Raw genomic sequence first — 21,222 nt, 5'->3', positions numbered from 1 at the left:
CAATTAGTTGTCAGACTTCAGACGTATCTCTTGTCACATTGGATTAAAAATAGGTACAATATAAGCAGTGATTAAAGGAGGAAACAATTATGAGTGATAATCGATTTAAGCGTATTCATCTGATTGTAATGGATTCAGTTGGAATTGGAGAGGCTCCGGATGCTGAGGCATTTAATGATAAAGGCGCACACACCCTTGGCCATATTGCAGAGCATATGAATGGACTGAATATGCCGAATATGGGAAAGCTGGGCCTTTCAAATATAGAAAACATTAAAGGGATCGAGCCGCAGGCAGAACCTCTTGCGAAATATACAAAAATGCAGGAAGCTTCTGTAGGTAAAGATACAATGACCGGTCACTGGGAGATCATGGGTCTTAACATTGATACACCTTTTAAAGTGTATCCGGATGGTTTTCCATCTGAACTTATCCAGGCTCTTGAGGAAAAGACAGGGCGTAAAGTAATCGGAAATAAGCCGGCAAGCGGCACTGCAATTCTTGATGAGCTGGGTGAAGAACATATGAAAACTGGCGCGCTCATTGTTTATACATCAGCAGATCCGGTTCTTCAGATTGCTGCCCATGAAGATATCATTCCGATTGAAGAGCAATATAAAATCTGTGAAATTGCAAGAGAGCTCACGCTCGATGAAAAGTATTTAGTCGGACGTATTATTGCAAGACCGTTTATCGGGGAACCGGGTTCTTTTAAACGGACTAAAAATCGTCATGACTATGCATTAAAGCCTTTTGACCGTACCGTGATGAATGAATTGAAAGATGAAAACCTTGATGTCATTGCGATTGGTAAAATTTCTGACATCTATAATGGTGAAGGTGTGACTGAATCACTGCGCACTGCGGATAATATGGACGGAATGGATAAACTGATTCAGACTTTTGACAAAAATTTTACCGGACTCAGCTTTTTGAATCTTGTTGATTTCGATGCACTATTCGGTCATAGACGCGATCCTAAAGGGTACGGGCAAGCATTAGAAGAATATGATAAGCGTCTGACAGAAGTATTCGAAAAAATGACAGGGGATGACCTGTTAATTATCACAGCTGACCATGGTAACGATCCTGTTCACCACGGTACAGACCATACCCGTGAATACGTACCGCTTCTGGTATACTCACCGTCATTAACTGGAGGGGAAATTCCGTTACGGGAAACGTTTGCTGATATTGGTGCAACCATTGCTGAAAACTTTAACGTAAAAGCTCCGGCATTTGGTAAGAGTTTTTTAACTGATTTAACAAAATAATATTAAACTGTTCAGAGCGGATTTTATACCGCTCTGAATGAAATGAATAAACCTGAAAAGAGGCATCTTAACATGAGAATGGTAGATATTATTGAAAAGAAAAGAAATGGTCAGGAACTGTCAACTGAAGAGATAAACTTCGTCATCGAAGGCTATACAAATGAAACAATTCCCGACTACCAGGTAAGCGCTTTATTAATGGCTATATATTTTGAAGGTATGTCTCAGTCAGAACGTGCAGATTTGACAATGGCAATGGTTGAATCGGGAGACCAGATCGATTTATCTGCAATTGAGGGAATCAAAGTCGATAAGCATTCAACAGGCGGTGTTGGTGATACAACAACGCTGATTCTTGGGCCGCTTGTTGCAGCAGTTGGTGTTCCGGTGGCAAAAATGAGTGGACGCGGCCTTGGCCATACAGGCGGTACAATTGATAAACTTGAAGCAGTTCCTGGCTTCCACGTGGAGCTGTCGAGTGATGAATTCACACGTCTTGTGAATGAAGAAAAACTTGCAGTTATCGGGCAAAGTGGCAACTTAACGCCTGCAGATAAAAAATTGTATGCCCTGCGTGACGTGACAGCAACAGTAAACAGCATTCCGCTGATTGCTTCTTCGATCATGAGTAAAAAAATCGCTGCCGGTGCAGATGCGATCGTACTTGATGTGAAAACAGGTGCAGGTGCATTTATGAAGGATGAAGCGCAGGCACGCGAACTTGCTGAAGCGATGGTTAAAATCGGTAATAACGTTGGCCGTCAGACAATGGCTGTTATTTCGGATATGAGTCAGCCGCTTGGATTTGCAATTGGTAATGCGTTAGAAGTAAAAGAAGCAATTGATACGTTAAAAGGTGAAGGGCCGGAAGATCTGACAGAACTTTGTCTTGTTCTTGGCAGTCATATGGTCGTATTATCTGAAAAAGCCAAAACGCACGAAGAAGCTAGAAAAATGCTTGAAGATGCGATTGACAGCGGCGAAGCACTTAACCGTTTCAAAGCATTCCTTAAAGGACAGGGAGGCGACGCTTCTGTAGTGGACGACCCGGCTAAGCTGCCACAGGCAGAACATAAAATTGAACTGCCTGCTAAGAGCAGCGGTAAAGTCAGCCGCATTATCGCCGACAATGTTGGGACAGCAGCCATGTGGCTTGGAGCAGGAAGAGCAACGAAGGAAAGCGAGATCGACCTTGCAGTTGGGCTGATGCTTAAAAAGAAAGTCGGAGATGAAGTGAAAGAAGGAGAATCACTTGTCACGATTTATGCAAATGACTTATCAGAAGTAGAAAAGGTGAAAGCAAAGCTTTATGAAAGTATTGAAGTTTCATCAGAGGGTCATGCACCAGCCTTAATCGTAGATCAGGTAACAGGACAATAAAGATCGAAGCCGCAGCTCAACGCTGCGGCTTTTTATGTATAAAAAATCAAAAACCACAAATCATAATAAAAACCGTTAAAGGGCGTGTATGTGTTGAAGAAATATATATTTCTCTTTTGCCTGACATTATTTATTTGTCTGCATTCACAGTCCAGTGCAGCAGAACCCGCTTTCGACAATATTAAATCAGGAATTCTGATCGATGCAGATTCCGGAATGGTAATCTATGACCAGAATAGCAGTGAAAAGCTTCCACCGGCATCTATGACCAAAATTGCGACACTCCTTCTAATCATGGAAGAAGTGAACAGTGGCAATCTGAAATGGGATGATGAGGTTACTACAAGCAGCACAGCAGCTGGTATGGGAGGTTCCCAGATCTATTTAAAAGAGGGAGAGACCATGACCGTCCGTGAACTCATCAAAGCAATCTCCATTGCTTCAGCGAATGATGCCTCAGTTGCACTCGCAGAGCATATTGCAGGAAATGAAGAAACATTTGTCAGCAGAATGAATCAAAAAGCTGAAGAGCTTGGATTGAAGAACACTCATTTTAAAAATGTAACAGGGCTTTCCGAAGAAGGTCATGTCAGTTCAGCGATGGATATGGCGAGACTTGCAATGGAACTGCTGACGTATGAGGAGATTACCGAATTTACTGGTACTTATGATGATTACCTCAGACAGGATGAAGATCCATTCTGGCTTGTAAATACGAATAAACTGATCAGATCTTATCCGGGGGCAGATGGGTTAAAAACTGGTTTTACAAATGAAGCTAAATACTGTCTCACCGCCACAGCCAAAAGAGGAGACATGCGACTGATCAGTGTAGTGTTCGGTGCACCAAGCTCAAAAGAAAGGAATCAGGTGTCTTCAGAAATATTAAATTACGGCTTTAAAAACTATGTGACAAAGACTTTTAGTCAAAAAGGTGATGTACTTGCAGAAGCAGCAATTAATAAAGGATCAGCTGAAAAAATACATGCTGAGTTAAAGGACTCCCTGAAAATAATTGAAAAGAAAAATGAAAAAGCTCAATATACGAGAAAACTTACTGTTTATAAAAAACTTGATGCGCCTATCAGCAAAGGCCAGGAGGTTGGATACGTCTCCCTGCAGAAAAACGGTAAAGAAATTTCAAAAGAACTTCTTATTTCCTCCAAACATATTAAAAAAGCTGAATGGATGGATCTGTTCAGACGTTCGTGGAAACGCGTATTATTTGCGGAATAAGTCGAAAAATAACTAGTTTTTTCTACTATTGTCATGAGGCAGGATTTCGTAACGTTAATCGTGAATACTCCGGATTACAGCTGAGATTACAGTCTGACAGCTGAAAAAGGAGGAATAGGTATGGCGTGCAACGTAGAAGCTGAAGTCAAAGGTAACGTTCTTTTACTTAGAATGAGCGGTGAGCTTGATCATCATGAAGTAGGTCCTATTCGAAAAGAACTGATTGAATTGATGGAAAAAGAGTCGATCAGACATATGATTTTAAATCTTGCCAACCTTGAATTTATGGATAGCTCCGGACTCGGCTTAATTCTTGGGAGATATAAGCATCTGCAGAAAATCGGGGGCAATATGGTGTTATGCGCAGCAACACCTGCAGTGAAGAGATTATTTGAAATGTCAGGTATGTATAAAATTCTCATCGTTGAACTGTCAGAAGAACGGGCTTTTTCAAGATTGGAGGCAGTCCAATGAAAAACAGTCTGACATGTCATTTTACTTCCATCAGTGAAAATGAAGGGCTTGCAAGGATGATTGCTGCTTCATTTATCGCGCCATACGATCCGACAGTTGGTGAACTGAGTGACATTAAAACAGTTGTCTCGGAAGCTGTTACAAATGCAGTCATCCATGGTTATAACGAAGAAGATTACCATGAAATAACGATGAAGCTGCGAATCGAGAACAGACTATTGACGATAGAGATCATTGATGAAGGCAAGGGAATGGAAGAAGTGGAGCAGGCAATGGAGCCGCTGTATACTTCAAGACCTGATATGGAAAGGTCCGGAATGGGCTTTACGATTATGGAGCATTTTATGGATCAAGTCGAAGTCAGATCTGCATCTAATCAGGGGACAACAGTCAAAATGGTGAAGCAGCTTTCCGCTGTGAATGCCAATTGTCTGTAGGACACTTTGTATGAATGCAAATTCTATTAATCAGGAAGAAATTCGTGAGTGGATCAGACAAAGTCAGGATGGCAATCAGCAGGCCAGGGACAAAATGGTTGAGAAAAACGTCAGGCTCGTCTGGTCGGTTGTTCAGCGCTTTCAACACCGTGGATATGAATTGGACGATTTATTTCAAATTGGTTCAATTGGATTGTTAAAAGCAGTTGATAAGTTTGACCTTTCCTATGATGTGAAATTTTCGACTTACGCTGTTCCCATGATCATCGGTGAAATTCAGCGTTTTTTAAGAGATGACGGAACTGTAAAAGTAAGCAGGTCCATAAAAGAGCTCGGGTACAAAGTCAGAAGAGCACGTGAACATTTGTCTGCCACATTGAATAAAGTGCCAACACTCTCAGAAATTTCGGATTATCTGGATGTACCGATTGATGATATTGTACTTGCCCAGGAAGCGTCTAAAGCACCCTCTTCCATTCATGAAACTGTATATGAGAGTGAAGGGGATCCAATTACACTTTTAGATCAGCTTGCAGGCGGGGACGATCAGTGGTTTAACCAGATCGCATTAAAAGAAGCGTTGATGACACTTGATCATAGAGACAGGATGATTATATTCTTCCGGTATTTTAAAGACTGGACCCAGTCAGAAGTGGCAAAGGAGTTAGGAATTTCACAGGTGCAGGTTTCACGTATTGAAAAAAAGGTACTATCCTCAATTAAAGATTGGCTTGAAGAAGAACAGAGAGCTTAAGAAGGGGGTGAAGAGCGTGGATGCTTATATCGAAATGAAATCAAAAGCAATGGTCACAGAAGGGCCTGTTACATTGAATGATATTGCTGAAATCTTTGCAGAAGAACACCTTAAGCGGCTCTTAATGCATGACATTGTACTGAAGGATATTGATGGAAGGTACTCAGTGATCAGCAGAACAGACCTCGTAAGGAAGTACCAGCATCAAAACATTGTCATTACAGGCAGTGCCCTTACAATTGTAGAGAAAATGGAAGCATCGCGCTCTTCTGTCGCTCTTTTAATGGCAGTCTGTCTGCTGCTGTTTACAGGTTCGGCATTAACCATTATGTATTTTCATGAGGATGTAAGCATGGCAGAAACGCAGAAGGTCATTGTGGGTATGCTGGGTGATCCTCATCCTTTCTGGTTTCAGATTCCGTATTCTATCGGAATAGGGGCAGGTATGCTGCTGTTTTTTAACCGGATCATTAAAAAGCAGTTTAATGATGAACCGAGCCCGCTCGATATTGAAATTTACAAATATGAAAAGTCGGTTGAAGATTATGTGAAATCTGCTGACCGGCGGGATCACGAATGATTGCAAATCTGCTTGCAGCATTTACAGGGATATCTGGCGGATTTGCTGTAGGTGGCGGGTTTGTTGCATTTATCTCAGTACTTGGTGTATTACCGAGAGTCATATTATTAACATCTCAAAAATCTCAGATACGGATCATAGAATGGGCGCTGATTGCAGGAGCTCTATGTGGGACAGGTGTGCTGATCAGCCCTGTATCTGTTGATATACCATTTCTGGTTCCGGCAGCCGGTCTGTTTTCCGGACTGTTTATCGGGATGATGGCAGCAGCACTAACAGAGGTGTTGAATGTGATTCCGCTTATTACAAGACGTCTGAAAATTGCAGGCAGTCTCGAGATTATTATTACAGCAATTATTGCGGGAAAAGTAGCCGGTTCACTTTTTTACTGGCTGATCTTTTTACCGGTATGGAAGGGTTGAAATGAATGAGAAAGCTTCCTAAAAAAAATCGGGAATTGGACAGCAGGTTAAAAGAGGCTGGACTCGGCAAAAGTTTTGACTTTATCGTCAGAAAAATTGAATTTGGCTCTGAGCAGATAAATATATATGCTGTAAATGGTCTGTGTGAAACGAGATTCATCATGAAAATACTAGATGAATTAAGTGCATTGCATGACTATGATGACAGTGACATGTTCAGAGAAGTAGTCAATCAGAGGATTATTCATCATTCAGTTGAAATGACAGATTCAGAAGATGAGTTAATCAGACAGGTTTTTTCAGGACTAATTGCACTTAAGATTGATGGGGATCAGGAATGTTTTTTAGTAGATGTCAGAAGCTACCCCGGCCGTCAGCCGGAAGAGCCGGATAATGAAAAAGTAGTTAGAGGATCGAGAGACGGTTTTGTCGAAAATATTATCGTGAATACTGCACTTACACGCAGAAGGATCCGGGATAAGGGTATCAGGTTTGAGATGCTTGAAATTGGAGAAAGATCAAAAATGGATGTTGCAATCGGTTATATTGAAGGAATCGCAAATGAAGAGCTCATAGGTATTATCAAAAAAGAAATTTCAGAGATCAATACTGATGGATTGATTATGACTGATAAGTCACTCGAGGAATACATTGTCAAACAGGGGTTTAATCCATACCCGCTTGTCAGATTTACGGAAAGAGCGGATATCGCAGCAGAGCATTTACTTGAAGGTCATATCTGTATCTATATAGATACGTCACCGAGTGTGATGATTGCACCTGCAACCTATTTTCATCATGTTCAGCATGCTGAGGAATTCAGACAGTCTCCTGCAGCCGGCACGATGCTAAGGTTTATCCGGTTCAGTGGAATTATTGCTTCAGTGATTCTGCTGCCATTATGGTATTTACTGGCTATTGACCCGTTTATGAAGCCGATTGAATTATCTTTTATCGGCACGAAAGAAGACTCCGCCATTCCATTGATTATGCAGCTGTTACTGGCTGACATAGGAATAGAGTTTTTAAGAATGGCCGCAATACACACCCCAACTCCACTATCAACTGCAATGGGGCTGATTGCAGCCGTATTGATTGGACAGATTGCAATCGATGTTGGCTTATTTGTGCCTGAAGTCATTCTTTATGTATCTGTCGCTGCGATTGGTACTTTTGTTACTCCAAGTTATGAACTGAGTATCGCTAATAAATTTGCACGGATTTTTCTACTTTTAATGACTGCATTTTTTCATGCGAGCGGACTTGTGATTGGGCTGACACTTATCATCATCTACCTCGCAAAAATTAAAGTTTTTTCGGTACCATATTTATGGCCGCTGATCCCATTCAGACCTATTGCACTCTGGCAGGTTATTACGCGTGTACCTGTAACCAGCTCGTTTTTAAGGCCGATGATCGTCAAATCTGAAGACCGGATCAGACAGAAGAGGAAAAATTGATGGATTGCATGAATTTACTTTACTGTGGTAATGTACTTACTATCTATATATGATATTTCGCAGTAAAGAAGGGATTAAAATATGCATTTTTATGGCACATCATCTGTAAATGATAAAGGGCATTTAACAATCGGTGGAGTAGATACAATCGAACTTGCAAAGGAATTTGGAACTCCGCTTTATGTGTATGATACACAGTTAATCCGTGAGCGCGCGCGGGGTTTCAAACAGACTTTTGATCAATTAGGTGTTACCTCCCAGGTTGCATACGCGAGCAAAGCATTTTCTTCAATTGCTATGATCCAGCTGATTGACCAGGAAGGGCTCAGCCTCGACGTGGTGTCAGGAGGAGAATTGTATACAGCTTTAAAAGCAGGCTTTAATCCTGAAAAAATTCATTTCCATGGAAACAATAAAAGCGCTGAAGAAATTGCTATGGCTTTAGACGCTGATATCGGCTGCTTTGTTGTGGATAATTTTCATGAAATTAACCTTTTGTCAGGTATCTGTAAGGAAAAAGGTAAGACTGCATCTATTTTACTGAGAGTGACACCTGGAATTGAAGCGCATACACATGACTATATTTTAACGGGTCAGGAAGATTCGAAATTTGGGTTTGACCTGCAAAATGGCCAGGCGGAAGAAGCGCTTGTTAAAACACTCGATCTTCAGCAGCTGCACGTACTCGGACTCCACTGTCATATCGGGTCTCAGATTTTTGAAACGACCGGTTTTATCATGGCCGCTGAAAAAATGATTGAAAAAATGTCAGTATGGAAGCAGAAGTATAATTTTTCAGCAGAAGTCCTGAACTTAGGCGGAGGCTTTGGCATACGCTATACGAAAGATGATGAGCCGCTTGCTCCTGGTAAATATGTAGAAGATATTATTACCAGAGTAAAATCGCTTATGGATGAGTATCAGCTCACAATGCCTGAGATCTGGATTGAACCGGGACGCTCGCTTACAGGGGACGCAGGCACAACGTTATACACAGTAGGGTCATCAAAACATGTGCCTGAAGTCAGGAATTACCTGGCGGTTGATGGAGGTATGAGTGATAACATCCGGCCGGCCCTTTATAATGCCAGATACGAAGCTGTCATTGCAAACCGTCCTGAAGCTAAGCCGGAATCTGTTGTATCGATTGCGGGTAAATGCTGTGAGTCGGGAGATATGCTGATTTGGGACCTGCCGATCACTATGCATTCATCAGGAGATGTACTTGCAGTATTCTGCACCGGTGCTTATGGCTACGCAATGGCTAATAACTATAACCGTATTCCGCGTCCGGCTGTAGTGTTTGTTGAAAATGGTGAAGCGGAACTTGTCATTGAGCGCGAAAATTATGAAGACCTGATCAGACATGACCTGCCATTAAAAGTGCAGCATGGAGGTCAGAAATGAAAAAGCAAAACATCATAACTTTTATTGTCCTGTTGATTATGGCTGTTATCTGGGGAATTATCTACTGGGCTTTCATCGTCTGAAGGCAAAAATTGAAAAGTTCTGCTGCATCTAGTATGATATGTAACGGTATAAGTACTAAATGGATTTAACCGGATATGATTACAACTTGGTGAGGAGTACTTTATGTTAATTCGTTATAAAAAATCCTTTGAGAAAATTGCAATGGGCCTGATGTCTTTTATGCCAACTGAAAAAGAGATCAAACAACTGCAGCAGTCAATGAAGCAGTATGAGGAAGAACCGAATTTTCAGTTATATCTCTGGAAGGAAGAGGATATTATCGGTCTTGCAGGTGTTGAGATTGATGAGGAGCGTGTTACTTTGCGTCACATCTCAGTTAATCCCTCTCACCGTAATGAAGGAGTAGGGCACCGTATTGTTTCAGCGCTTAAAGAAATGTACAACGAAAAAGAATTGGGTAGTACATCGTACACAGAAGGATTTTTTCAAAAATGTAATGATAATGAAACCGCAGCTGAATAATGCTGCGGTTTCATTTTTTATTGTGTGATGATCTGGATTTGGAGATCAGCGCATGCTGTCTCATTGAAATAATATCAGTTCTATCACGTAATTTATGTCTATCGATCAGCAATTTATCCTGAAGGTCACTTGTGCTGCCCCAGCTATAGCCTCTATCACTGCAAATTTTCCTGCATGTTTCTACGAGGTCCTGATCAGTCAGTGGAATCATGACACTCTGGTAAGGTGAATGAGTGCGGATGGCACCTTCTAATTCAGTTATCAGTTGTATCAGGCTATCAGTATCAATAGATAAGTGTTCTGCAGCATCTGTAAAACTTAAGATTTTTTCTTTAGACTGTCTGATCATTCTGAATGCACCACTGAAGTTTCCACGCCTGTGATGATATAACGCGACTGAGAGCTGTATCAAACCGACCCAGATTGAATGCTTGTTCCTGTCTGTGTTTTCTTTCCAATATTCTTCAAGCACTTCATGACATTCGAAGTAGTCACGATCACCGTGGAAGTGCACTAAAAATTGAATATAGGAATCAGGATATTTTTTAATCGTAAGCACCTCCGTTTGTGGACAAGTTTAGCACATGGTTTTTTCAGCTCCAAACATTTTGAAAATACCAGAGAGTAACAACCACCGCCAGTATCATGCCTGTTACATCTGCAAGCAGTCCGACAGCAAGTGCTCTTCCCATCTTTTTAATGCCAACAGCACCAAAATATACGGTAAGAATATACAGTGTTGTATCTGTACTTCCCTGTACCACAGCAGCCATTCTCGAAATAATATGCTCGGTTCCATATGTATGAGTCAAATCTGCCGTGATGCTTAACGCTGCGGTTCCTGAAATAGGCCTGGTTAAAAAAAGAGGGAATAGTTCTGCGGGGATATGAAAAGTCAGAAATAACGGTGACAGCAGGTTCGTGATCCATAACAATAAACCTGAAGACCGGAGCACGCTTATTGCAGCCATCATACCAACTAAAAACGGTAAAAGCTCAGCAGCCATTTGTAGTCCTTCTTTTCCTCCGCTTACAAAAGCACTGTACGCATCTGTTCTGGTGATCAGTGCTGAAAACAATATCACAAGTATAAATAGCGGCAGTATCAGCTTTGCAAAGAATACAAGATCAATCACGGCTGCCACCTGAGACGATTTTCCAGCTGATCCTGTCATAAAAAATAGCAGCAGAGCATGACAGGATTGTGGCAATAAATGCAGGAATGACAATATCAAGCGGATCAGCGGCACCTTCAGATAGTCTCATCGATACAATAGTGGCCGGAAAAAAAGTCACGGCTGCTGTGTTCATACAGAGGAAGGTAACCATAGACCTGCTTGCCTGTTCAGCATTTTTATTCATGGATTGCAGCTCTTTCATTGCTTTAACGCCAAAAGGAGTTGCAGCATTACCCAGTCCGAAAAAGTTGGCAGATAAATTCGTCATAATGTATCCGGCAGCAGGATGATTTTTAGGCAGATCGGGGAATAATCTACGAATAAAAGGAAAGCCGAGTTTAGTTACTAACTCTAATAAGCCCGCTCGTTTTGCGATTTCCATCATGCCCAGCCACAGTGTAAAAACAGCAACAAACCCGATCACTAATTCCACTGCCTGCCCCGCAGATTCCAAAAGCCCTTTATTTACTTCATCTACGGTGCCGTTGAACAGACTGAACAGGATACCGGAGATCAGCATGAAGATCCATATCAGGTTTACCATGTGAAAAACTCCTTCATTTTTCTAATCAGTGTCTGATAGAACGCAGGAGGATTATTTTGATCTGCATAAAGCTTTACACTGGTTAACTCTTCATCCTGAACGTAGACGCTCAGTGAAGGATTATGTCCCTGCGTAATATGGTAGACAACCTGCTTCGTTTCATCTTCTGTCAGCGGTACTTTTTTTACCTCCCTAGAAATGTAATCCGTATGTTCATGTGTTCCCGGCAATACAGGAACAGGACCTTTTGATATCACTTCGAACATAGCATAACGCCTGAATGCATCTTCAAAAAGTGCTATATGGTCATTCCAGTCATCAGGTGCATTAATGGTAACAGCTATATAGGTTATATTGTTTTTAGTAGCGGTTGTAACGAGCGTTCTGCCTGCTTTTTTTGTAAATCCTGTCTTACCGCCGTCTGCATAGGGATATAAGCCTGTAAGGAGGCGGTGTTTATTATTCCATTGATAATGATCAGATGAAGGCTTGTATGATTCAGAGGAAAAAATGGCTTTGAACTGATCATTCTTTATCGCTTCTTTTGTCAATATAGCCATATCATAAGCAGTTGACACGTGCTTGTCATCAGTGTCCAGTCCATGTGGATTTGTAAAGTAAGAATTGGTCATTTGAAGCGCTTTTGCTTCTTTATTCATCAGTTCAGCAAATTTTTCTACAGACCCGCTGATATGTTCAGCAATTGCCACGGCAGCATCATTACCTGATCTGAGCAGGAGTCCGTATAGAAGATCTTTTAACGATATGGTATCACCTTGTTTTAAATAAAGACTCGAACCTTCTGCAGATGAAGCTTTTGCTGAAATTTTCACTTGATCATTGATGTTGCCGTGTTTTAGTGCCGCATGAGCAGTCATAATTTTTGTGATGCTTGCAATTTTTAACTTTTCGTGTTCATTTTTATGAAAAATTACTCTTCCACTTTCTGCTTCGATTAGAATGGATGATTGTGCGGAGACATCTATAGCATGAACAGGCTGGCAGATTAACAGGAAAATGATACATATAGCCAGAATCTTTTTAATCGGGTACACCTCCTACTGTATCATTATGAACCCTATTGAAAATTAGACCTAAAAAAGACACGTGCATGAGCACGTGTCATTCATTTCCTGATAGGCCGTTTCTTAATGATTCAAAAAATAAATCACTGTCTTCATTTTCATCATCTATATCTTCAGGAAGGGGAGGAAGCTCTGATAAATCTTTCAGTCCGAGATAATCCAGAAATTCTGCAGTCGTACCATATAAAATAGCCCTCCCTGCGCCTTCATTGCGGCCAACTTCCTTAATCAGTCCTCTTGCCAGAAGTGTGTGAACTGGTCCGTCAGTCTTAACACCCCTGACTTCTTCAATCTGCACTCTTGTTACCGGCTGCTTATAAGCAATAATTGCCAGTGTTTCAAGTCCGGCCTGAGTGAGGGAGGAAGGTGAAGGTGAATCGGCCAGCAGCTTAATATGAGCTGCCAGACTTTTTTTCGTCACAAACTGATATTTTCCTGCATATGCAGCAATTTCAAGTCCCCGTGACAAGTCTTCCTCATACCGTGACGATATCGATTCCATCAGCTCAGCAATCTCCGAAACCTCCATATTCAGTGCTTCAGCAATCTGCTCTTCTGAAAGCCCTGAATCTCCTGCTGTAAATAAAAGTCCTTCTATAATTGCATGTTGATTATCGCTGCCCAACTAATGACACTCCTTCACTACTTTCCACCATAATTTCTGAAAAATTATGGTCCTGCTTAATATGAATCTCCTGTCTTTTAACTAATTCGAGCACTGCCATGAATGAAACCACCATATGAGGTTTTTCAGCTACGGGAAATAATTCGGAAAAAGCCCGTGGCGCAGCGTGTGACCGTATGGTTTGAAGAATTTCTGACATGCGTGTTTCAATTGAGATTTCCTGTCTGGTAATTCGTGTAGACATCGGCTTTTTAATTTTTTTCCGGCGCATTAATTTGTTAAATGCACCAATCAGATCATGCAGGTCAATACTTGTTTCGGCACCCGCCGTTACCTGATCTGTGTATGAACTAAGATCTTCAGGAGGCTTCGTATAATGGAGACTTCTTTCATCCTCTTTTTGTTTCAATTCGGTAGCAGCCTTTTTATATTTTTTATATTCAATGAGCTTTTCAACTAATTCTTCTCTTGGGTCTTCTTCAAATGATTGATCTTCTTCCCAATCTTCTTCCTGTTTGGGGAGAAGCATTCTGCTCTTAATTGACATTAAAGTAGCAGCCATCACGAGATATTCACTCGCAGTATTCAGCTCAAGTACACTCATTGCTTTAATATAAAGTGTATACTGCTCAGAAATTTCCGCCATCGGGATATCATAAATGTCGATTTCAAGACCCTGTATCAGATGAAGCAGAAGATCAAGCGGGCCTTCAAATGCATCAAGCTTTACTGTGTATTCCATTTCATCACCATTCTAGCGCATACGCTGAGATTCTTTCATCATGCTCATTATATCTGAAGAAATACGCAGATCCAACAGTTAATCAGGGTTTTATATGATCGTGATTTGCTTTTGACCATATATGTGACATAATGCTGTAAGAAGCAGAACAAATGAAGAGGTGTAAGAGATGGAGAGATTACAAAAAGTGATTGCACACGCTGGAGTGGCATCACGCAGAAAAGCAGAAGAATTAATTAAACAGGGTAAGGTAAAGGTGAATGGAAAAACCGTTACAGAGCTTGGCACTAAAGTAACAGCTTCAGATAAAATCGAAGTTGAAGGAGTCAAAATTGAGCGGGAAAACAAAGTATATTATTTATTCTATAAGCCATCCGGCGTGATCTCAGCGGTCAGTGATGATAAAAACCGTAAAGTGGTAACTGATTATTTTCAGCATGTGGAAGAGAGAATTTATCCGGTTGGAAGACTGGACTATGACACGTCAGGCTTACTGCTGCTAACCAATGATGGCGAGTTTGCCAACCTGTTGACACATCCTAAATATGAAGTCCCTAAAACATACGTTGCCAGAGTGAAAGGGCTCGTAAAACGTGAAGTGATTAAAAAACTTGAAAAAGGTATCAAGCTTGAAGATGGAATGACTGCGCCTTCAAGAGCTAAAGTGATTTCAGCTGATAAGCAAAAAGATAAAACGATTCTTGAGATTACGATTCATGAAGGACGCAACAGACAGGTCAGAAGAATGCTTGAGGCAGTAGGACATCCTGTTCAAAAGCTGAAAAGAGAAAGATACGCCTTTTTGCATCTGACAGGTCTGAATGCCGGGGAAGCAAGAGAACTGACTCCGCATGAAGTGAAACAACTGAGATCATTCGCAGAGAACGGACTTCATAACTGACAATTTTCACAGTTCATTCAAATACTACACGCTAATGCCTTTATAACGAATGCTATAATGACAATGATACTTTAGTGTGACCGTTTTAAGGGGGTAGCTAATATGAGTAAGAAAAAACAAAAAAGGCTCATCATGCGTGTATCGATTCTTGCTGTTTTGCTTGCAGCAGTCTCATATACAATCTACTCAAGTGTGACGGGGGATGAAAGGTCTCTTGTCAGAGCTGGTGATCAGGCACCCGATTTTATACTCGAAGATTTGGATGGCGACACGCATCAGCTGTCTGATTATAAAGGCCAGGGTGTATTTTTAAATTTCTGGGGTACTTGGTGTGAACCTTGTAAAGAGGAATTCCCTTATATGCAAAAACACTATGAGGTCTTCAAAGACCAGGGAGTAGAAGTTATTGCAGTAAATGTAGGGGAATCTGAATTCAAAGTTTCCAACTTTGCCAATCAGTTCGGTCTTACATTTCCTGTGGTCAGAGATGTGAACAGTGACGTAATGGATGCTTATTCAATCGGACCGCTTCCAACCACTCTTCTAGTTAACTCTGACGGAGAAATTGAGAAGGTGATTACGGGCGAAATGAGTGAAGAAATGATTGTATCCTACATGAACATGATCAAGCCTGAAAGTCAGGAGTCTTCTGAATGAGTAAATTGATTTGTAAATGCGGCCACGTGAATCCGGAAGGTTCTGAGTTATGCCAGGCCTGCGGCAGAACGTTAACTGAAGAAGCTGCAAAAAGAAAAACAAATGATGTGATGCGGTATGAGGGAATGGCAAGAAGGTCTCAAACTTATCACACTTCTATTATTGATAAGGTGTGGAACTTCTTTTCGTCAGTTAAAGTTGGCGTCTGGCTGATTGTGATTACACTGGTTGCTTCAGCAATCGGAACGATTTTTCCTCAGGAATTTTTTATTCCGCAAAATATTCCGGCTGTAGAATACTATGAAGACCGTTACGGCATAGCCGGTAAAATCTATTATGTTTTGGGTTTTCATGATTTATATGGGTCCTGGTGGTATATGCTGCTGGTAGCAGCGATCGGGACGTCGATTATTATAGCAAGTCTGGACCGGGGTGTTCCGCTGTATAAAGCGCTGAAAAAACAGCGTGTGGAAAGACATGACTCTTTCCTGAAAAGACAGCGGATTTATTCTGCCTATGAAGCAAAAGGCTCGCAGGATACACTTAACCGTCTTAGTGAAGGGCTGAAAAAAAGACGCTACAAAGTCAGAGTTGAAAATGGCAGTCTTTTAGCTGAGAAAAACCAGTTTTCAAGATGGGGACCATATATCAACCATACCGGCCTGATTATTTTTTTAATTGGAGCCATGCTCAGGTTTGTACCTGGTATGTATGTCGATGAAATGTTATGGATTCGTGAAGGCGAGACTGAAATCATTCCCGGGACAGGGCAGGAGTATCTTCTGAAAAACGAAGGGTTCACGCTTGAAACTTATCAGGAAGGCGATTCTGAGGTGTTTGATGAAACCATTCAGCGCACAGGTGCGATCGCTAAGAACTTCCAGACGGATGCCATTCTTTATAAAAAAGACGATAACGCAATTGCCGGTTCAACTGACAATATCACTGAAGTTGACCATCACGCAATCCAGGTAAATGTGCCGATGAAATTTGATCAATTTGCACTTTATCAGACTGATTATATTGAAGATGAATTATATAAAATGTCCTTTACAATGGACAGTAAAGAAACCGGTGAACCAGTCGGCAGTTTTACAGTCGATTTGTTTAACCCGAACACTTCAGGATTATATGAATTAAACGATGGCTATGCTGTTGAGATTTCAGGGTATTATCCTGATTTCAGCGGATTTGACGACGGGGAGCCGCAATCTGTATCTCCTCTGCCTAACAATCCAGCATTTTTATTTAATATGATTTCACCTGAACATCCGGATGGAGAAGTAGCGTTTGTCGCCATACAGCAAAACCTTGAACCTCTTGGAGAAAATGACTATGAAATCAGTTTCAATGGCATTGAAACAAGAGATATTTCAGGGCTAACTGTCAGAAAAGATTTAACGCTGTGGATTCTTGCTTTAGGCGGCACTATTTTTATGTTTGGGGTTATCGTTGGATCCTACTGGAATCACAGAAGAATCTGGATTAAAACAGATGCCGATTCTAATTTGTATGCAGCAGGCCATACAAATAAAAACTGGTATGGATTGAAAAAAGACATTGCTCCGGCATTCGAATATGCTGGACTCGATCAGCCCGATGACCATCAGGAGCTGAAAGAATCCAAAGGCAATGCAAAGGAGGAAGATGAAAGTGGCACAACTCGCGAGCATAAGTAGTACGCTGCTGTATATAGCTTTTCTGTTATATCTTGTGGCAACTGTATTTTTCGCAGGTTCAATTAAATCAAAAAAACATACGAATCAGACTGGAAAAAACAGATGGGCAACAATTGGCATTACCATTACACTGATCGGATTTGCTTCTCAGCTTGGCTATTTCTTTGCGAGGTGGATTGCTGCAGGACACGCACCGGTCAGTAACCTGTTTGAATTTATTACATTTTTCGCGATGATGCTCGTTGCAGCATTTATTATCATTTACTTTATTTACCGCTTGCATATCCTTGGCGTATTCGCATTGCCAGTCGCACTCTTAACGATTGCATATGCAAGCATGTTCCCGAGAGATGTTTCTCCTCTGATTCCTGCACTGCAAAGTGACTGGCTGGCGATTCACGTGTCAACAGTGGCTGCTGGTGAAGCGATTTTATCAGTCAGCTTTGTAGCCGGGCTGATCTTCCTGTTAAAAGACATTGATCTGTCAAAAGGGGGAAAACAAGTATTCTGGCTTGAGTCTGTTCTTTTCGGTATTATTCTTGTAGTTGGATTCGTCTTAAGCGCAACAGTATTTTCTGTTGCAGGTTATGAGTCTGAATTTACATTTGTTAATGCTGAAGATGCAGAAACAGTTGTACACTATTCAATGCCTGCACTGGTTACGCCTAATGAAGGTGAACTGCTTACAGAAGGCGCATTCTCAACAGGTCTTGAAATGCATCCGCTTGTAAATGCGCCAAGATTGAATACAGTGATCTGGTCTATCGGTGTAGGTGTTATTCTTTACTTGCTAATTAGACTGATCTCAAGAAGGAAAGTAGCTGCTTTATTCCAGCCGCTTGTTAAGAAAGCAAACCTGGATATGCTTGATGAAGTCGGCTACCGTTCAGTTCTGATAGGCTTTCCTGTCTTTACATTAGGTGGTCTGATCTTTGCAATGATCTGGGCTCAGATTGCCTGGACACGTTTCTGGGGATGGGACCCTAAAGAGGTCTGGGCGCTTATTACATTCCTGTTTTACGCAGCATTCCTGCACCTGAGACTGTCAAGAGGATGGGAAGGGAATCGTTCCGCCTGGCTTGCAGTAATTGGATTTGTTATTATTATGTTTAACCTTGTAGCAGTAAACTTAATTATTGCCGGACTCCATTCTTACGCTTAATCAAATTGCCCTCACGAGTAAGTGAGGGCTTCTTTTAAATACATATCTCAAGGAGGATCTTTAATGAATGAACTTGGTCATATTCTTGTAGTTGATGATGAAGAAAGAATCCGCAGGCTGTTAAAAATGTATCTGGAGCGTGAAGGATATACAGTTGAAGAAGCTGAAGATGGTGAAAGTGCACTGAAAAAGGCACTTGAAGAAGATTACGATTGTATCCTGCTCGATTTAATGATGCCTGGAAAAGACGGGATTGAGGTTTGTAAGGATCTGCGTGAAACGAAAACAACACCTGTTATTATGCTGACTGCTAAAGGGGAAGAGGCAAATCGAGTACAGGGGTTTGAGGTTGGAACTGACGATTACATTGTTAAACCCTTTAGTCCGAGAGAAGTAGTATTAAGAGTAAAAGCATTACTCAGAAGGACTGCCACAAGCAGTCATGTGAAAACAGATACAAAAGCCAAAGATATGATCGCTTACAGTCACCTTGTTATTGATAATGATGCACACAGAGTGACAGCTGATGGACACGAAGTTACATTAACACCTAAAGAATATGAGCTGCTTTTATTCCTGGCAAAAAGTCCGGATAAAGTATATGACCGTGAGCAATTACTGAAAGAGGTTTGGCACTATGAATTCTTCGGTGATCTGCGGACAGTCGATACTCATGTGAAAAGGCTGAGAGAAAAACTTAACAGAGTCTCTGAGAAGGCAGGTAAGATGATTGTTACTGTATGGGGAGTAGGATATAAATTCGAGGTTGACGAATGAGAATCTGGAGAAGTGTGGTAGGCAAGCTGTGGATGACAATTCTGCTGCTTGTCTCCTTTGTTTTATTTATACTGACCATCCTGCTTCTGGAGTTTTTTCAGAACTATCATGTGGAAGAAGTGGAAGAGTCTTTAAGGTATGAAGCACAAAAAGCGGCCAGTATTATTGAGGAGCACGAAGAACTGGATATGAGCCTTCAGATAGTTTCTGAAATTCTTGATGATCCTGTTCATTCTATTGTGAAAATTGAAGATCAAACTGTTTTTTATTCAGATGATATCAATTATACAGATATTCTATCTGTCATTGAGGGGAGCAATTCGTTAAGCAGAGTAGATGAAGAGTCAGTTATTGTACAGGATGAATTCCCCACTGGTGAAGATTTCGATAACCGTTACAATAATGTCATGATCGTCGGAGTACCTGTTTCAGATACTGACGGTGAGTCGATCGGTGCAGTGTATGTGTATCAGTCTCTTGAAGCCATTCAGCAGACAACGGAACAGACGACACGCCTGATTATTTTAGCAGCTGCAATTGCCATCATATTAACAACGATTTTTGCCTTTTTCCTGTCTACAAGAATTACTGCTCCGCTTAGAAAAATGAGGGAAGGCGCATTTGAAGTGGCACGCGGTAAGTTCGATACAAAAGTTCCGATCTTATCTAATGACGAAATTGGAGAGCTTGCTACAGCATTCAACCAGATGGGCCGTCAGCTCAAGCACCACCTCGATGCACTCAGCCAGGAAAAAGAACAGCTGTCAAGTGTACTCAGTTCTATGGCAGACGGTGTAATCACTTTTAATAAAGATTGTACAGTCCTTGTCTCAAATCCGCCTGCAGAACGTTTTTTAAAGAACTGGTATGATGAGCAGGAAGATTTCACCAAGCTCGCGCTGCCGCCGACTCTTGAAGAGTTAATCCAAAAAGTCATGCAGACAAATGAAGAACAAACCGGTGAACTTGAAGTGAACGGCAGGTCATATGTTGCAATTATCAGCCCATTATATAGCGGAGATACGGTCAGAGGAGCCGTTGCAGTACTGAGAGACATGACTGAGGAAAGAAAGCTAGAAACACTTAGAAAAGACTTTATCGCTAATGTATCACATGAGCTGAGAACACCAATCTCGATGCTGCAGGGGTATAGTGAAGCAATTATAGACGACATACCACAAAGTGATGAAGAAAGAAAAGAAATTGCAAGAGTGATTTACGATGAGTCGCTCAGAATGGGCCGGCTTGTGAATGAACTGCTTGACCTGGCACGGATGGAAGCAGGACATATCGTATTGAATCAGGAACAGATTAAAGTAAATGAATTTGCATCAAGAGTATTATCGAAGTTCAAACTTGGATTAAATGATAATGATATCCATATGCGGTTTATAAGTGAATTAGATGAATCAGTCACCATTCACATTGACCCTGACAGAATTGAACAGGTACTTACCAACCTTCTTGACAATGCAATCAGACACACTAAAACAGAAGGTGACATTACAATCAGTACAAATATGGAGAATCAATTTATCCGTTTTGATGTCATAGACAACGGTGTCGGTATCCCGGAAGATGACCTGCCATTTATATTCGAACGCTTTTACAAAGCTGATAAGGCAAGGACAAGGGGACGTGCAGGGACCGGTTTAGGTCTTGCGATTGTAAAGAACCTGATTGAAGCACATCGTGGAAAGATCAAAGCAGAAAGTAAGGTTGACCACGGAACGACGTTTTCTTTTTATCTTCCACGGAATTCATGATTCCACCTATAGGCCTGCTGAATGAAGCGGACAATGGTTTTTACAGACCGGATCAGCGTAACCATCTCCGGCTCTGCTATAAAAATCAATTGTCCGTTTTTTATTTATTTTAAATCCATCTTTTACAGTTCACACC

23 protein-coding genes are annotated in these 21,222 nt (G+C 41.3%); 17 read left to right on the top strand and 6 right to left on the bottom strand.

Annotated features, from left to right (window positions below):
* Positions 1-89 precede the first annotated feature (89 nt).
* The 11 genes from deoB to KP77_RS10845 all read left to right on the top strand — a co-directional run bounded on the left by deoB (position 90) and on the right by KP77_RS10845 (position 9,970).
* Positions 90-1,274, top strand: coding sequence for a phosphopentomutase (deoB, locus tag KP77_RS10895; protein ID WP_041122752.1), 1,185 nt, complete (start codon positions 90-92; stop codon positions 1,272-1,274).
* Positions 1,275-1,346: 72 nt separating this feature from the next.
* Entirely contained in the window at positions 1,347-2,654 is a 1,308-nt protein-coding gene (locus KP77_RS10890; RefSeq protein WP_041122751.1) for a pyrimidine-nucleoside phosphorylase, read from the top strand.
* Between the two features lie 90 nt (positions 2,655-2,744).
* Positions 2,745-3,890, top strand: coding sequence for a D-alanyl-D-alanine carboxypeptidase family protein (locus KP77_RS10885; protein WP_407637923.1), 1,146 nt, complete (start codon positions 2,745-2,747; stop codon positions 3,888-3,890).
* A 120-nt stretch (positions 3,891-4,010) separates the two neighbouring features.
* Positions 4,011-4,364 (top strand): anti-sigma F factor antagonist, encoded by a 354-nt coding sequence (gene spoIIAA, locus KP77_RS10880; protein WP_041122749.1) that lies wholly within the window; start codon positions 4,011-4,013, stop codon positions 4,362-4,364.
* A complete protein-coding gene (gene spoIIAB / locus KP77_RS10875) occupies positions 4,361-4,801 on the top strand; it encodes an anti-sigma F factor (protein ID WP_041122748.1) in 441 nt (146 codons plus the stop codon). Before spoIIAA ends, spoIIAB begins: the two co-directional genes overlap by 4 nt.
* 10 nt (positions 4,802-4,811) lie before the next feature.
* Positions 4,812-5,555, top strand: a complete 744-nt coding sequence (sigF, locus tag KP77_RS10870; RefSeq protein WP_152614721.1) for an RNA polymerase sporulation sigma factor SigF — start codon at positions 4,812-4,814, stop codon at positions 5,553-5,555.
* Positions 5,556-5,571: 16 nt separating this feature from the next.
* Positions 5,572-6,135 (top strand): hypothetical protein, encoded by a 564-nt coding sequence (locus tag KP77_RS10865; RefSeq protein WP_052474092.1) that lies wholly within the window; start codon positions 5,572-5,574, stop codon positions 6,133-6,135.
* Complete coding sequence (locus KP77_RS10860; protein ID WP_041122745.1) at positions 6,132-6,557, top strand: stage V sporulation protein AB; 426 nt, start codon at positions 6,132-6,134, stop codon at positions 6,555-6,557. Before KP77_RS10865 ends, KP77_RS10860 begins: the two co-directional genes overlap by 4 nt.
* A 5-nt stretch (positions 6,558-6,562) precedes the next feature.
* Positions 6,563-8,017, top strand: coding sequence for a spore germination protein (locus KP77_RS10855; protein ID WP_041122744.1), 1,455 nt, complete (start codon positions 6,563-6,565; stop codon positions 8,015-8,017).
* An 81-nt stretch (positions 8,018-8,098) separates the two neighbouring features.
* Positions 8,099-9,424 (top strand): diaminopimelate decarboxylase, encoded by a 1,326-nt coding sequence (gene lysA, locus KP77_RS10850; RefSeq protein ID WP_041122743.1) that lies wholly within the window; start codon positions 8,099-8,101, stop codon positions 9,422-9,424.
* A gap of 186 nt (positions 9,425-9,610) precedes the next feature.
* A complete protein-coding gene (locus KP77_RS10845; RefSeq protein ID WP_041122742.1) occupies positions 9,611-9,970 on the top strand; it encodes a GNAT family N-acetyltransferase in 360 nt (119 codons plus the stop codon).
* Positions 9,971-9,980: 10 nt separating this feature from the next.
* Here KP77_RS10845 and KP77_RS10840 read toward each other — a convergent pair whose 3' ends face one another.
* From KP77_RS10840 to KP77_RS10815, 6 genes are all read right to left on the bottom strand, one after another.
* On the bottom strand, positions 9,981-10,529 hold the full coding sequence (locus tag KP77_RS10840) for a DUF309 domain-containing protein (RefSeq protein WP_235420709.1): 549 nt from the start codon (positions 10,527-10,529) through the stop codon (positions 9,981-9,983).
* A 34-nt stretch (positions 10,530-10,563) separates the two neighbouring features.
* The gene (locus tag KP77_RS10835; RefSeq protein ID WP_152614724.1) at positions 10,564-11,103 is read right to left on the bottom strand and encodes a spore maturation protein; all 540 of its coding nucleotides are present in this window, start codon (positions 11,101-11,103) and stop codon (positions 10,564-10,566) included.
* Positions 11,099-11,692 carry a nucleoside recognition domain-containing protein gene (locus KP77_RS10830; RefSeq protein ID WP_041122740.1) on the bottom strand — a complete coding sequence of 198 codons (594 nt, stop codon included), beginning with the start codon at positions 11,690-11,692 and terminating at the stop codon, positions 11,099-11,101. The genes KP77_RS10835 and KP77_RS10830 overlap by 5 nt, the downstream gene beginning before the upstream one ends.
* Complete coding sequence (locus KP77_RS10825; protein WP_052474088.1) at positions 11,686-12,747, bottom strand: D-alanyl-D-alanine carboxypeptidase family protein; 1,062 nt, start codon at positions 12,745-12,747, stop codon at positions 11,686-11,688. The genes KP77_RS10830 and KP77_RS10825 overlap by 7 nt, the downstream gene beginning before the upstream one ends.
* 67 nt (positions 12,748-12,814) lie before the next feature.
* Positions 12,815-13,402 carry an SMC-Scp complex subunit ScpB gene (gene scpB, locus KP77_RS10820; RefSeq protein ID WP_041122739.1) on the bottom strand — a complete coding sequence of 196 codons (588 nt, stop codon included), beginning with the start codon at positions 13,400-13,402 and terminating at the stop codon, positions 12,815-12,817.
* Positions 13,389-14,144: a segregation/condensation protein A gene (locus tag KP77_RS10815; protein ID WP_041122738.1), complete on the bottom strand. Its 756-nt coding sequence runs from the start codon at positions 14,142-14,144 to the stop codon at positions 13,389-13,391. Before KP77_RS10815 ends, scpB begins: the two co-directional genes overlap by 14 nt.
* A gap of 169 nt (positions 14,145-14,313) precedes the next feature.
* On the opposite strand from KP77_RS10815, the gene KP77_RS10810 reads away from it, so the two are divergent.
* The 6 genes from KP77_RS10810 (at position 14,314) to KP77_RS10785 (ending at position 21,086) form a co-directional block, all read left to right on the top strand.
* The gene (locus tag KP77_RS10810; protein ID WP_041122737.1) at positions 14,314-15,045 is read left to right on the top strand and encodes a pseudouridine synthase; all 732 of its coding nucleotides are present in this window, start codon (positions 14,314-14,316) and stop codon (positions 15,043-15,045) included.
* A 102-nt stretch (positions 15,046-15,147) separates the two neighbouring features.
* Positions 15,148-15,702, top strand: coding sequence for a thiol-disulfide oxidoreductase ResA (gene resA, locus KP77_RS10805; RefSeq protein ID WP_041122736.1), 555 nt, complete (start codon positions 15,148-15,150; stop codon positions 15,700-15,702).
* Positions 15,699-17,381 (top strand): cytochrome c biogenesis protein ResB, encoded by a 1,683-nt coding sequence (locus tag KP77_RS10800; RefSeq protein WP_041122735.1) that lies wholly within the window; start codon positions 15,699-15,701, stop codon positions 17,379-17,381. Before resA ends, KP77_RS10800 begins: the two co-directional genes overlap by 4 nt.
* Positions 17,350-18,543: a c-type cytochrome biogenesis protein CcsB gene (gene ccsB, locus KP77_RS10795; protein ID WP_041122734.1), complete on the top strand. Its 1,194-nt coding sequence runs from the start codon at positions 17,350-17,352 to the stop codon at positions 18,541-18,543. Before KP77_RS10800 ends, ccsB begins: the two co-directional genes overlap by 32 nt.
* Positions 18,544-18,606: 63 nt before the next feature.
* Positions 18,607-19,320 carry a response regulator transcription factor gene (locus KP77_RS10790; RefSeq protein ID WP_041122733.1) on the top strand — a complete coding sequence of 238 codons (714 nt, stop codon included), beginning with the start codon at positions 18,607-18,609 and terminating at the stop codon, positions 19,318-19,320.
* A complete protein-coding gene (locus tag KP77_RS10785; RefSeq protein WP_041122732.1) occupies positions 19,317-21,086 on the top strand; it encodes an ATP-binding protein in 1,770 nt (589 codons plus the stop codon). The genes KP77_RS10790 and KP77_RS10785 overlap by 4 nt, the downstream gene beginning before the upstream one ends.
* Positions 21,087-21,222 lie beyond the last annotated feature (136 nt).

Source organism: Jeotgalibacillus alimentarius, from assembly GCF_000829445.1.
Taxonomy (GTDB): Bacteria; Bacillota; Bacilli; order Bacillales; family Jeotgalibacillaceae; genus Jeotgalibacillus; species Jeotgalibacillus alimentarius.
This window is presented reverse-complemented; position numbering and strand designations above follow the sequence as displayed.